This window comes from Herbaspirillum camelliae, assembly GCF_001929405.1.
Lineage (GTDB): Bacteria > Pseudomonadota > Gammaproteobacteria > Burkholderiales > Burkholderiaceae_D > Herbaspirillum > Herbaspirillum seropedicae.
In genome coordinates this window covers 2,024,024-2,037,342 of record NZ_KV880769.1, presented here as the reverse complement: position 1 = coordinate 2,037,342, position 13,319 = coordinate 2,024,024, and the positions used below count along the sequence as shown (strand labels likewise).

12 protein-coding genes are annotated in these 13,319 nt (G+C 60.7%); 8 read left to right on the top strand and 4 right to left on the bottom strand.

Translation table 11 applies throughout. The features are described from left to right. Window positions 1-11: 11 nt before the first annotated feature. Together BGK68_RS09070 and BGK68_RS09065 are read right to left on the bottom strand one after the other, a co-directional pair. Complete coding sequence (locus tag BGK68_RS09070) at window positions 12-1,640, bottom strand: alkaline phosphatase D family protein (protein ID WP_075256825.1); 1,629 nt, start codon at window positions 1,638-1,640, stop codon at window positions 12-14. A gap of 205 nt (window positions 1,641-1,845) precedes the next feature. Then, on the bottom strand, window positions 1,846-2,688 hold the full coding sequence (locus BGK68_RS09065) for an oxidoreductase (RefSeq protein ID WP_075259755.1): 843 nt from the start codon (window positions 2,686-2,688) through the stop codon (window positions 1,846-1,848). A gap of 164 nt (window positions 2,689-2,852) precedes the next feature. Here BGK68_RS09065 and BGK68_RS09060 point away from each other — a divergent pair, with 164 nt between their 5' ends. Further along, window positions 2,853-3,821 carry an AraC family transcriptional regulator gene (locus tag BGK68_RS09060; protein ID WP_075259754.1) on the top strand — a complete coding sequence of 323 codons (969 nt, stop codon included), beginning with the start codon at window positions 2,853-2,855 and terminating at the stop codon, window positions 3,819-3,821. A 56-nt stretch (window positions 3,822-3,877) separates the two neighbouring features. Here BGK68_RS09060 and BGK68_RS09055 read toward each other — a convergent pair whose 3' ends face one another. Next, window positions 3,878-4,783, bottom strand: coding sequence for a LysR family transcriptional regulator (locus BGK68_RS09055; RefSeq protein ID WP_075256824.1), 906 nt, complete (start codon window positions 4,781-4,783; stop codon window positions 3,878-3,880). A gap of 113 nt (window positions 4,784-4,896) precedes the next feature. Between BGK68_RS09055 and BGK68_RS09050 the strand changes: the two genes are divergently transcribed. Beyond that, a complete protein-coding gene (locus BGK68_RS09050) occupies window positions 4,897-5,691 on the top strand; it encodes an alpha/beta fold hydrolase (RefSeq protein WP_075256823.1) in 795 nt (264 codons plus the stop codon). A 233-nt stretch (window positions 5,692-5,924) separates the two neighbouring features. Further along, window positions 5,925-7,127: an ammonium transporter gene (locus BGK68_RS09045; RefSeq protein WP_075256822.1), complete on the top strand. Its 1,203-nt coding sequence runs from the start codon at window positions 5,925-5,927 to the stop codon at window positions 7,125-7,127. Between the two features lie 112 nt (window positions 7,128-7,239). Here the strand turns inward: BGK68_RS09045 and BGK68_RS09040 are convergent, their stop codons facing one another. Then, window positions 7,240-8,187: a LysR family transcriptional regulator gene (locus BGK68_RS09040; protein WP_075256821.1), complete on the bottom strand. Its 948-nt coding sequence runs from the start codon at window positions 8,185-8,187 to the stop codon at window positions 7,240-7,242. 245 nt (window positions 8,188-8,432) lie between these two features. On the opposite strand from BGK68_RS09040, the gene BGK68_RS09035 reads away from it, so the two are divergent. From BGK68_RS09035 to BGK68_RS09015, 5 genes are read left to right on the top strand one after another with little or no spacing between them, the layout of a single operon-like run. Next, window positions 8,433-9,758, top strand: coding sequence for a cation:dicarboxylate symporter family transporter (locus BGK68_RS09035; RefSeq protein WP_075256820.1), 1,326 nt, complete (start codon window positions 8,433-8,435; stop codon window positions 9,756-9,758). A gap of 23 nt (window positions 9,759-9,781) precedes the next feature. Next, on the top strand, window positions 9,782-10,342 hold the full coding sequence (locus BGK68_RS09030; protein WP_075256819.1) for a carboxymuconolactone decarboxylase family protein: 561 nt from the start codon (window positions 9,782-9,784) through the stop codon (window positions 10,340-10,342). An 11-nt stretch (window positions 10,343-10,353) separates the two neighbouring features. Continuing rightward, entirely contained in the window at window positions 10,354-11,187 is an 834-nt protein-coding gene (locus tag BGK68_RS09025) for an SDR family NAD(P)-dependent oxidoreductase (protein ID WP_075256818.1), read from the top strand. Between the two features lie 11 nt (window positions 11,188-11,198). Continuing rightward, on the top strand, window positions 11,199-12,014 hold the full coding sequence (locus tag BGK68_RS09020) for an amidohydrolase family protein (RefSeq protein WP_075256817.1): 816 nt from the start codon (window positions 11,199-11,201) through the stop codon (window positions 12,012-12,014). A 12-nt stretch (window positions 12,015-12,026) separates the two neighbouring features. Continuing rightward, window positions 12,027-13,319 (top strand): MFS transporter, encoded by a 1,293-nt coding sequence (locus tag BGK68_RS09015; protein ID WP_075256816.1) that lies wholly within the window; start codon window positions 12,027-12,029, stop codon window positions 13,317-13,319.

Here is a 13,319-nt window from a genome sequence, read left to right as displayed (position 1 = left end):
GGATCACCCGATCAGGCCTCCGGCGGCAACTCCACCTTGTAGATCTCCTTGCCGTCCGTGTTGTGCAGCGTGACGGTGAGCGTCTTGCTCTTCGCATCGATCTTGCCGATGCCAAAGAATTGCAGCAGTTCCGCCGGTGAGCGGTTCTGCTTCATGTCCGCCGGGATGCTGACGAAACGCACATCCGGACCGAAGGTGCGATCGATCTCGCCAGGCCCGAAGGTGCCGGCATTGATCGGCCCGCCGACGAATTCCCAGAAGGGCTTGAAGTCGGTGAACTGGGCCCGCTCCGGTGCGTAGTGCGTGGCCGAGGCGTAATGCACGTCGGCCGTCACCCAGACCACGTTCTTGATGTCATGCTGCTTGATGAAGCGCAGCAGCTCGGCCACTTCCAGTTCGCGTCCGGACGGCTTGCCATTGTCGGCATTGGCCCAGGCTTCGAAGGTCCCCTGGGGCACATCCGGGTTCAGGTCCGGCACCACGATGGAGAGCGGCATATCGCTGGCGATCAGCTTCCAGGTCGAGCGCGAACGCAGCAGCGCCTGCTTGATCCAGCGCATCTGCTCGGGGCCGAGGAAATCGGCATCGTGCCCGCCCTTCTGGCGGTTGGGCGAATTGCGGCCGCGATAGCTGCGCTCGTCCAGCATGAACACTTCCAGCAGCGGCCCATGGTTGAACGCGCGATAGATGCGGAAAGGATCGGCGCTGTCGATGCGGAAGGGATTGTGTTCGAACATGGCCTGACGCGCGCGGGCGGCCAGCACATCGATGTTGCGTTCGTCGTAGCGTTTTTCCGCCGCGCCGATCTCCTGGCCCGGATACCAGTTGTTGCGCACCTCGTGGTCGTCCCACTGCACCAGGAAAGGCACTTCGGCGGCGAAGCGGCGCTTGTTGGCGTCCAGCATGTTGTAGGCGAAGTTGCCGCGATAGTCGTCCAGCGTCTGCGCTACCTTGGACTTGGCTTCGGTCACCACATTGCGCCACAGGCTGCCATCGTCCAGCTTCACTTCAGCCTGGATCGGACCATCGGCATAGATCTGGTCACCCGAATGAATGAAGAAATCCGGCCGGAAGCGGCGCATGCTTTCGTACACGCGATAACCGCCCCACTGCTCGTTGATGCCCCAGCCCTGGCCGGCTTCATCGCCCGAGAAGGCAAAGGTGATGTCACGCGCCTGGCCGTGCACGGATGCCGGCATCATGAGACTGCCGGTAAGCGGCTCGCTCAGCGCCGACTCATGCACCAGGTCCTGGAAGCGTACGCGGTAGTAGATGCGCTGACCGGCAGGCAAGTCGCGCAGGTCCACGCGGGCGGTGTAGTCCTCCCGCGCCAGCGCCGTGGGGCCAGCGATACGGACGGGGTTGGTGAAGTTCTCGCTGGTCGAGTACTCGACCAGCATGCGCGCATTGCGGTCGGCCCGCGCCCAGAGGATGGCGCTGTCGCGGGTGACATCCCCGCTCATGACGCCGCCCGGAAATTGCGGGCGCAGGCGTTCGGAAGTGACGATGGCCGGTGCGGCCGGGGTGGCGGACAAAGCGGCCGGGCTGGCAAGCGCGGCGGCGGCGCCGACGGTGGTGACCGCACTGTCGCGCAGGAAGCGGCGGCGGCTGTGGTCGGCTGGCGGGTTCTGGTCTGGCATGGCGACTCCTGTGAGGGGGTGAGCGATACACGGGGGGATTGCAATTTAGCAATCGAATGTGACCGTCCGATGAAACCCGCCTGACCAATACTGACCCACAGAGAATGCCAACCACCACTTGAGAAAATGCGGCCGCGAGGCCGCGTGCTCATGCTGCTACCTGCGACAAACGCAAGCCGATGTCGCCAATGCGATGCAAGGGCATTTACTGGAAGTCAGTCGAAACAGAGACTTTTTCCCACGCATCGATGTCCGCCCCCATCTTCGCCATCTTCTCCCGTACCAGTTTCACTGCATCGCTGCCGAGCAAGAGATGGATGGGCGCGTCAGGAGCGCAGGCAATATCGAGCAGCACTTGCGCCGCCTTGGCAGGATCGCCGAGTTGACGTCCGCTCTTGTCCTGACGCGCAGAACGAATCGGGTCGATCACCGCATCGTAATCGGGAATGCTGCGCGGCGAGCGCACCATGGACCGCCCAGCCCAATCGGTACGGAAAGAGCCTGGCGCCACTGCGGTGACCTTGATACCGAAATCAGCCACTTCCTTGGCAAGCGTTTCGGAAATGCCTTCCAATGCAAACTTGCTGCCGCAGTAGTAGGCGATACCGGGCATGGTAATGAAACCACCCATGGAGGTGATGTTGATGATATGACCGCTACGAAGGGCACGCATCGACGGCAGCACCGCTTTGATCATGGCGACGGCGCCGAATACGTTGACGTCGAACTGACGCCGCATTTCATCCAATGATGACTCTTCAAGAGCGCCTTCGTGTCCATAACCAGCGTTATTGACCAGGACATCGATCGGCCCCACACCCTCGACCGCCGAGGCGATTGCCCCGTCAATGGAGGAGAAATCGGTCACGTCGAGGACGATAGCCTTTGCGCCTCCCGGGGCGATGTTCTCAAATTCTCGTTTGGCGTCCTGGCTTCGTACTGTGCCTATTACTGAATGACCTGCCTGCAAGGCGGCATCCGCAAAAGCATGACCGAATCCTGAACTGACGCCGGTGATCAGAAAGTTCAATTTCCTGGATACTCCCATCGCTATCTCCATCTATCCTCTGATAAAACCTCCCTGAGGAACCCATGCAGTTCCTCACCCGGGGAAGTCGATGAGGTGGATGATAGGCAAGCGCGTCAGATCGCGCCATGTCGGTTGGCATTCAATGTTTGCCTAAAACTATGAAAACACCTATGTTGGAAGGCATGAAGAAATCGGCACCGAAAGAATTGCGTGGGCATTTGAGTCCACAATTGAGTGCGCACCAGCGCATGGTGGAGCTGCTTACCCAGCTCGCTCCTGAGGAAGGCTATCACCTGTCGCGGCTTGCGGATGTCAGGTTCTTGAGGTCCAACCGCGCGTTGACTGAAACGCCCGTCTTGTACGAGCCGGGCATCGTCGTGGTCGTTCAGGGACGAAAGCGCGGATTCCTGGGCGGACAGACCTATCTCTATGACGCGCAACACTATCTGGCCGTCTCCGTTCCCGTGCCCTTCACGATGGAAACCGACGCCAGTGCGAAGGCGCCGTTGCTGGCAATCTACTTCCGGCTGGACTTTCAACTTCTTGCGGAGGTGCTCTTGCAGATGGACGAGGCCGATATATCCGCAAGCCCGCAGACCATGTTTGCTACGCGCATGGACCACAGGATGCAGGCATCCGTTCTCCGTTTTCTGGAAGCCGTGAGTATCCCGATGGAAGCGCGGATCCTGGGCAAGGCATTGGTGAAGGAAATCTATCTGCGCGTACTGACCGGCGAGCAGGGCGCCTCGATGAGAGCAGCGCTGCGCAATGATGGACAGTACGGGAAAGTGGCCAGGGCAATCCGGAAGATCCACGCCGCCTACGCAGACAAACTGGACGTTGAACAGCTTGCGCAGGAAGCCGGGATGAGCCCGCCTTCCTTTCACGCGCATTTCAAGTCGGTCACGGCCACTTCTCCGATGCAATATCTCAAGTCGACGCGCTTGCATCAGGCGCGTTTGCTGATGCTGCGCAACGGCCTGACGGTGGCCGCCGCAAGCGCACGCGTCGGCTATGAAAGCGCATCGCAGTTCAGCCGTGAATTCAAACGTCTGTTTGGAAGGTCCCCGGTTCAAGAGGTGGCGCGGATGAGAAGTGCGTACGCGCTCCCCGATCCGGAACCGTCCGCGATGTTTGTGTCATCGCATTAAGGTCGTAGGTAATCTGCCGTCTCCTTGACGTCGAGGTGAACCGCACCCCAGTGTTGCTACCCGTCCCATGGAGGATGATTGCCGAAGTCCTTGGCAAGATAGTCGACGAAGCGCCGCACTTTTACCGGGATTCCCCGCGCGCTCGGATAGACCGCTTGGATGGCCAATTCAGAAGTGCGGTAATCCGGCAGCAATGCCAGCAGCCGCCCCTCCCTGATGTGCTCGCCAAAGACGAAGGCTGGCCCGTAGGCCACGCCCGCACCAGCCAATGCGCAGGCCAGCAGCATCTGCATGTTGTTGGCCACTACCCGACAGGGGCCGTCGATGCGATACGAGCGCTGCGATGCGTCGATGAAGGTCCAGTCCCCGGCGGACACGGCCTCGCTGAAGGCCAGACGCGGTGCGGCCGCCAGATCGGCTGGCGTAAGCGGCATGCCATACCGTTTGATAAATTCCGGCGCGGCGCACACGACCATGGGGCAGGAGGCAAGACGACGCATGACAAGCGCGGGATCGTCGAGTCGCCCGATGCGGATGGCGACGTCCACGCCGGCATCGAGCAGGTCGATATAGCGATCGCCCAGCAAGACTTCCACGTTGACCTCGGGGTGGTCCGCCACATAGCGCGCGACCACCTCGCCCAGATGCATCGCACCGAAGGTGATCGGCGTGGCCACACGGAGGGTTCCGCGCACGCTGGCCTGGGCGGCGGCGGCTTCCCGGTTCGCCTCATCGAGCGCGGCAAGAATGTGCCGACAACGTTCGTAGTAGCTCCGGCCCACATCGGTGAGGCTCAGGCTGCGTGTCGTACGCTGAAACAAACGGGCATTCAATTCGGATTCGATCTGGCTGACGTGCTTGCCCGCCATCGCTGGCGACAGTTTCAAGCGCCGCGCCGCCCCGGCAAAACTGCCTTCCTCCACCGCCACCACGAAGACATGGAGGCTCATCAGTTGGTCCATGCCACTTCCTTATTCGATCTTCACAGTATCGACTGTAGCTAACAATTCGCCAATTATAAATTTAAGGAATCGAATATAACATTGCCTTACCGAATCACACAGGGAGCAGAGAAATGAAAATCGAAACGAACGGAATCCGCATCCATGTGACCCTGCAAGGCAGCGGTGAGCTGGCGCTGGTGTTCCTGCATTACTACGGTGGCTCGTCGCGCACCTGGGATGCGGTGGCGAAAAGACTGGCAGACCGGTACCGGATCATCGCCACCGATCATCGCGGCTGGGGTCAATCCGATGCGCCTGCCGAGGGCTATGGCATTGCCGATCTGGCAGCCGACGCCGAGGGCGTCATCGCGGCGCTGGGGCTGCGACGCTTCATCCTCGTGGGGCATTCCATGGGTGGCAAGGTCGCGCAACTGATGGCGTCGCGCCGGCCGCACGGGCTCGAAGGGCTGATCCTGGTGGCGCCGTCGCCACCCTCGCCCATGCTGCTTTCCGATGAGCAGCGCAGGATGCTGGTCGGCGCCTACCAGTCGCGGGAATCGGTGGAGTTCGTCCTCGATCATGTGCTCACGACCCAGCCCCTGAGCGCCGCCATGCGGGCCCAGGTCATCGAGGACAGCTTGCGGGCAGCGCCGCAGGCCAAGCGCGCCTGGCCCAACGTCGCGATGGCGGAGGACATCACGACCGACGTGGCTGCCATCGATGTCCCTACCCTCGTCATCTCTGGAGAGCACGACCAGGTAGACCGGGTAACGACATTGCAGGCCGAGCTTCTGCCGCGTCTGCCGCACGCAGTCCTCCACATCCTGCCCGGCGTGGGCCACCTGTCGCCACTGGAGAGCCCCGAAGCGGTGGCGCAGCAGATCACCAGCTTCATCGGCGCCCTGTCGGAGAAAAAACCGGGCTGAACGGGAAGGGGGAGGTGCAGGCCATGCATGCTGCGCACCAAAATGCAGCCCACCTCCCTCACCCCGGCGGAATATGCACGAAGTTCGTGCGCCACCATAGCTGACATCTCGCTGACGCACCACAAAAGTCCTTTCAAATCAACGTACTGCGAATTTCTCACCAAAATGGAACGGAAATTGCTTGAGTCGTGGCTTTCAAGCATTTTCTCGCACACTTTTTGGGAGATTTTCTGGTGGACGATCACAAAAACGGCGCAGACGCCCTCTTCATCCTGCTGGGGGCGATCATGATCCTGGCCATGCATGCCGGTTTCGCCTTCCTTGAGCTGGGCACAGTGCGCAAGAAGAACCAGGTCAATGCCCTGGTCAAGATCCTGGCGGACTTTGCGGTCTCGACCATCGTCTATTTCTTCATCGGCTATTACGTCGCCTATGGCGTGAGCTTCTTCGCCGGCGCCGAGACGCTGGCGCAGCGCAGCGGCTTCGAGCTGGTGAAGTTCTTCTTCCTGCTGACCTTTGCCGCCGCGATCCCGGCCATCATCTCGGGCGGCATTGCCGAGCGTTCCAAGTTCAATCCGCAGCTGGTGGCCACGGCCGTGCTGGTGGGCCTGGTCTATCCCTTCTTCGAAGGCATTGCCTGGAACCAGCACCTGGGCGTGCAAGCCTGGCTGGCCGCTACCTTCGGCGCAGAATTCCACGACTTCGCCGGCTCCATCGTGGTCCACGCCGTCGGTGGCTGGATCGCCCTGCCCGCCGTGCTGCTGCTGGGTGCGCGCCGAGGCCGCTACAGCAAGGAAGGCGCGGTCGCTGCGCATCCGCCCTCCAACATCCCCTTCCTGGCACTGGGCGCGTGGATCCTGACGGTGGGCTGGTTCGGCTTCAACGTGATGAGCGCGCAGACGCTGGACAAGATGAATGGCCTGGTCGCGATGAATTCGCTCATGGCCATGGCCGGCGGCACGCTGGTAGCGCTGCTGATGGGCCGCAACGACCCCGGCTTCGCCTACAACGGCCCGCTGGCCGGACTGGTGGCGGTATGCGCAGGCTCGGACCTGATGCACCCGCTGGGCGCGCTGGTCACCGGCGGCATGGCCGGGGCGATCTTCGTGTGGATGTTTACCCGTACCCAGAACAAATGGAAGATCGACGACGTGCTGGGCGTGTGGCCGCTGCACGGGCTGTGCGGATTGTGGGGCGGCCTGGCGGCGGGCATCTTCGGCCTGCAGGCGCTGGGGGGGCGGGGTGGCGTGTCCTTCCTGTCACAACTGATCGGCAGCGTGATGGGCATTGTCATTGCGGCGCTGGGCGGGTGGATCGTGTATGGCTTGCTCAAGAAGGCAGTCGGTATCCGCCTTGATCCGGAGCAGGAATTCGAAGGGGCGGATCTGGCCATTCACAAGATTTCTTCTACGGCGGAGAGGGAGACCAGTTGGTAATCTGATTGATAATTAACAATAAAGTCCGTAATTCTTCAGCGCCTAAAATCTGCGTCACAACGAAGGGCATCGATTAGCGAAATTATTTCAAAGTCTGTATGGATTTATTCGTCTACCCGAGATCGCTTGCTTGTTGATAAAGCCATGTCACTTCTGAGCGCCATTCTTCACTTTCAGTCAGTTCTCTGAGCTTTTCGCACAGCAGATTTATCCAGGCCTCTCGCTGGCGTGAGGCCTGTCCCTCGCGCAGCGTGGTGATGGCCACCGTAGAACGAATGGCAGGCCGTGCGATCTCGTGTGCCATAAGTTCTCCCCGGTCAACCTCATTCTTAACCGCGACAAAGGTCAGTAGCGAATAACCCGCGCCCGATTTCACCAGTTGCTTGGTTAGGGCCACACTATCGACCTCGAGCTCGACGCGCAGCCTGACCCCATGCTGAATCGCCGCATGCTCAATAAGGCGGCGATTGCTATGTGGCAGTCCCGGGAGGATAAGCGGAATACTTGCCAGGTCGCGGATCTGGAGGGCCGGGCGAGCATTGCTCCCGGGGGGGGCCACCAGTACCATCGGTTCCGAGAACAGCGGTCGGACATCGAAAGCTTCCAGAAGCGGCTGGTTATATACCACTGCCAGATCAACCCGCTTATCCAGTACCCATTCCTGCAACGAGCTGCTCAAGCCCTCGCGCAGATGTAGCAAGACGCCTGGCCATTGCTCACGGAAATCGCGTATTAGAGATGCGCCGATCAGCGAGCCTATCGTCGGGGGCAGTCCCACTGACAGATAGCCCCGCTCGGTGCTGGCGCTGGCGCGCACATGTTCGCCAGTATCGTTGACCATGTGCGAAATCATCTCTGCGCGTTCAAGCAGTCGCGCGCCGGCCTCGGTCAGCTTCACGCCTCGCCCGTGTCGCACAAGAAGAGGCAATCCTATCTCCGACTCCAATTTTGCAATCTGCCGGCTCAGCGCCGGCTGCGCGATGTACAGCTCGGAGGCAGCGCGGCTGAAGCTGCCGGCACGCGCCACGTGAATGAAATTGCGGAGTTCACGGATATCCATATGATTTTCCAAGATATGCTTTCATGGCATAGCTTTCCATGTCGATAAGGTCTTTGTCAAAAGGTTTTTATCATCCTATGCTTTCCTGCGATGCCTAATAACAAAAATTGCAAGGAGACATGCGGGGCCCATGCCCTAGCGCCCATCCCTGTTCTTCCAGCAGACCAGATCAATAATGCTGGCTCTCACCCGTTGAGGGCATCACCGATTTCGATAGCAATAAGCCCGCAAGGGCAGGAGACCTCATGAAGCAACTCAAGAAATTGCACATCCAGGTGCTGATCGCGCTGGCCTGCGCGGTCATCCTCGGTATCACCGCACCGCAGACCGCCATTGCAATGAAGCCGTTGGGCCAGGGCTTCATTGCACTGCTGAAGATGATGTTAGCGCCGATCATCTTCTGTACCTTGGTGCATGGCATGGCTCACGTCAAAGACCTGCGCAAGCTGGGCCGTATGGGCGTGAAGTCGTTGGTCTACTTTGAAGTGGTCAGCACGCTGGCCATGGTGCTCGGCTTCGTGATGGTCAACCTGTTCCAGCCCGGTGCCGGCCTGCACGCTGCCAACATGCTGGAGAGCAACGAGGCCATAAAGGCAACCACCAACGCTGGTGGCATCTCAATCATCAATTATCTGCTGGGTCTGATCCCGCACACACTGGTTGACGCCTTCGCAAAGGGCGATATCGTCCAGGTACTCATCATTTCCATCCTCGCCGGTATGGCTCTGAATGTCTCTGTCGGTGCCGATTCAGTGATCCTGCGCGGCATAGATGAGGCACAGACCGTACTGTTCCGGATGCTCTCCTTCATCATGAAGCTAGCTCCGCTGGGGGCCTTCGGTGCCATGGCCGCGGCCATCGGCAGTTATGGCGGCATGACCCTTGTTTACCTGCTAAAGGTCATCGTGCTGTATTACGCTTCGTGCCTGATCTTCGTTTTCGGTATGTTGGCACCGATCAGCTGGTCCATCGGCTTGCCTTTCTTCGCCGTGCTGCGCCTGATCCGCGACGAGATGCTGCTCATCTTCGGGACCGCCTCCAGCGAGGTCGCCTTCCCGCGCCTATTGGAAAAGCTGCATCGCGCCGGCTGCGACGAAATGGTGGTCGGCTTCGTGCTGCCCTCGGGCTACAGCTTCAATCTCGACGGCACTGCCATCTACATGGCTGTGGCCATCGGCTTCATCGCCCAAGCTACTGATACGCCTTTCTCGCTATGGCAGCAGGTGGGCTTGCTTGCCATCCTCAGCTTCACCTCAAAGGGCGGCACGACTGTGGCGGGAGGGGCCTTTGTCAAGTTGGCCGCCACCTTGCAGTCGGTCAAGGCATTGCCGCTTGGCGGCCTGGGTCTGCTGTTCGGCATCGACCGTCTGCTGGCCACCGCGAACGCACTTACTAATGTGGTCGGTAACACCATCGCGGTGTTCTGCATTGCCAGGTGGGAAAACGCTTTCGACCCCGCTGCCTTCCAGCGCGAGACCGGCTCTACCCCTGGCAAGTCGATCTTCCGCCTGCGTCAAAGCGAGGCCGCAAAGGCTGCGGCGCAGACGCAGAAGCTGGCCGGTGAAAACTAGATTCCTCTCAGTTGAAAGTTATCATGCAACGCATTCCTCCTCTCGACATCGACAAGCTCAGCCCCGATCAGCGGGCCGTCTACGACGCCATCGCCAGCGGCCCACGCAAAGGCGTGCGTGGCCCCCTGGCGGTGTGGCTGCAGCGACCACTGCTAGCTGACCGCGCCCAAGCGCTGGGACGCTACTGCCGCTATGACAGCAGCCTGCCACCGCGGCTGTCCGAACTGGCGATCCTGATGATGGGGCGCCATTGGCTGGCTGAATACGAATGGGCAGCGCATAAGCCCTTCGCGCTGGAAGCCGGACTGGATAGATCCATCATCGATGCCATCCGCGATGGTCGCGAACCAGATTTCGTCAATCGTGATGAGGCGCTGATCTACCGGTTCATGTGCGAGCTCCATCAGCAACTGGGTATTAGTGATGTGCTCTATGCAGAGCTGAAGGCGCACATCGGCCAGGATGGCTTGGTAGACCTGGTTGGTATCGCCGGTTACTACACCCTCATTTCCATGACCATCAAGGTCTTCCATGTGCCGCCCCCAGCCGGGGTGGCACCGGAACTTCCCGTCACCGCATCGTAAGGATATCTCCCATGAGCACAACACAAACCTCTGCTACCACCAACACCAATGGCCGCCTCCAAGGCAAGGTCGCCATCGTCACTGGTGCCGGGTGCGTCGGCCCCGGCTGGGGCAATGGCCGCGCGGTGGCCGTCCTGTTCGCCCAGGCAGGTGCGACCATCTTCGCTGTTGATAAGAATGCCGATGCGATGGAAGAAACCGTCCGTCGCGTTCGTGAAGTCGGCGGCACTGTCAGCGCGCATACCTGCGATGTCACTGACAGCGCGTCAGTCGCCGAAATGGTCGCAGCCTGCGAAGCGCAATATGGCCGCGTCGATATCCTGGTTAACAATGTCGGCGGCTCGGCCGCCGGTGGTCCGGTGGCCCTGGCTGAAGACAAGTGGGATGCCCAGGTGGATTTCAATCTCAAGAGCGTCTACCTGACCTGCAAGCATGTGCTGCCCGTTATGGAAAAGCAGGGCAAAGGTGCCATCGTCAACACCGCGTCCACCTCCGGCATCCGCTGGACAGGTTCGGCGCAGGTCGCCTATGCGGCTTGCAAGGCCGGGGTGATCCAGTTGTCGCGTGTGGTGGCGGTCGAGTATGCGAAGAAGGGCATTCGCGTCAACACCGTGGTGCCGGGGCAATTGCATACCCCGATGGTGGAAGTGCGACTCGCCGGCCAGCGATCCGGCGGCGATGTCGACAAGCTGCTGGAAAGCCGTGTAGCTCGCATTCCGCTGGGCTTCATGGGCGATGGCCGCGATACGGCCAATGCCGCACTGTTCCTGGCCTCGGATGAAGCCCAGTTCGTCACGGGTACAGAGATCATCGTCGATGGCGGCATGACCGCACGTTGCGACTGAACGGAGCAGACGTGAACCCACCAGTCCAATGGGATTGCCATACCCATATCTATGGTCCTTGGGAGAGCTTCCCGCTACCGCCCGATGCAGCCTATCGTCCGGCCGAGGCGCCGATGACGCAACTGCTGGCCTTGCATAGCCGGTTGGGAATCACTCACGGCGTTCTGGTCCAAGCAGCGTGCTACCGGGGCGACCACAGCGCGTTGCTAGCGGCACTGCACAGCACCGGCGGGCGCTATCGCGGCGTCGCGCTGATCGATGGCGATACCGATGAGGCCAGCCTGCAAGCGTTGCACGATGGCGGCGTGCGCGGCATCCGCTTCAATTTCATGGGGCATCTTCCGGGCGAACGCAACCTTGTGCAACTTCGTCAGCAAGCCGAGCGGGTGCGTCAGCTCGGCTGGCATGTGCTGTTGCACGGGCAGCTCGACCAACTGCTGCCGGTGCTTGACGCCTGGCATGACTTGGATGTGCCGCTGGTGATTGATCACATGGCGCGGGTGGATGGCACCTTGCCGCTGGACGAAGAGTCGCTCGTGGCGCTGCAGCGCCATCTGGCGCGTGCCAAGCGCTGGATCAAGCTCTCCGGTGTGGACCGCGTCATGCAGGGCGCGCCGGGCCCGTGGGAAGCCGCCTTGCCGCTGGCGCGCCGCCTGCTGCAAGCGGCACAGGGACGTGCGATATGGGGTAGCGACTGGCCGCATCCCAATATCCAGGGAGCGCCGCCGGACGAGCATCAGCTGCTGGAATTCATCCGGGCAGCCTGCGGCAGCGCCGCCAACTTCGACGCCGTCATGCGCGGCAACCCGCAGATCCTCTACACCTAGACGGACACCATCATGGACAACTCAGACACTGCCCCGGAGGCCTCCCGGGCGGCGGAGCTTCGCGCATGCAAAAAAGCCGCATGGAGGCTATTGCCACTGCTCGCGCTGGGCTATTTCATCAATTATCTGGACCGCACCAATGTCGGTTTTGCCGCGCTGACGATGAATAGCGACCTCGGGCTGACTGCATCGCAGTTTGGTTTCGCTGCGGGGATTTTCTATATCGGTTATTGCCTGTTCGAAGTCCCCAGCAATCTGGCCTTGTACCGTTACGGAGCGCGCATATGGCTGGCTCGCATCATGGTCACGTGGGGGCTGTTTGCTGCCGCCACAAGTCTGGCCGTTGGGCCAGTCAGTTATTCGGTGATCCGCCTGCTGGCGGGGATCGGTGAGGCTGGGTTCTTCCCCGGCGTGATTTTCTACCTGACCTTGTGGTTTCCTGCGCAATACCGCACTCGGATGATGGCTTATTTCCTGGCTGCCATCCCGCTCTCCTCGGTGCTAGGAGGTCCCCTGTCTGTCGCCACGCTGCAGCTCAATGGCTGGCTCGGATTGCATGGCTGGCAATGGCTGTTCATTCTTCAGGGCTTGCCGGCTTGTGTGCTAGGTGTGATCTCGCTGTATGTGCTCACCGATACACCCGCCAAGGCCACTTGGCTCACCGAGGAAGAACGCACTGCATTGCAGGGTGCCATTGAGCGTGAGCGCCAGGTACGTGGGGGACACAGTTTCGCGCAGTCGCTCAAGGATGTCCGTGTCTGGCTACTGGCGGCGATCTTGTTCTGCTACATCATCGGCATTCTCGGCGTGGGTGTGTGGCTGCCGACGATCCTCAAATCGCATCGTCTGTCGGATCTGCACGTCGGTTTCATCAGCGCCTTCCCCTACATCGTCGGTAGCATCGGCATGCTGATATGGGCGCGCTATCTGGCGCGTAGCCAGAAGTTCGTTCTGCACCTGGCGCTGACCTGTGGTGTCGCCGGGGCAGGGTTCTTCGCGTCGGTCGCTTCTGATTCGCTCATTCCCGCCGTGGTCGGCATCACCGTGGCGTTGATCGGTCTGTCGTCGGTGCGGACCTGCTTCTACAGCATCCCGGCGACTTTCCTGAGCAAGGAGGCCGTGGCCGGTGGTCTGGCCTTCATCAATGCGGTGGGTAGCCTGGGTGGATTGGTGGGCCCTGCGATGGTGGGCTGGCTGCGCGATGTCACCGGATCCTTCAAGGCCGGCTTGATCGGCATGGGCGCGATGCTGGTGCTGGCAACGCTGCTCACCCTCGTTCTCAAATTCCTCATCAAGGAGCGTTGA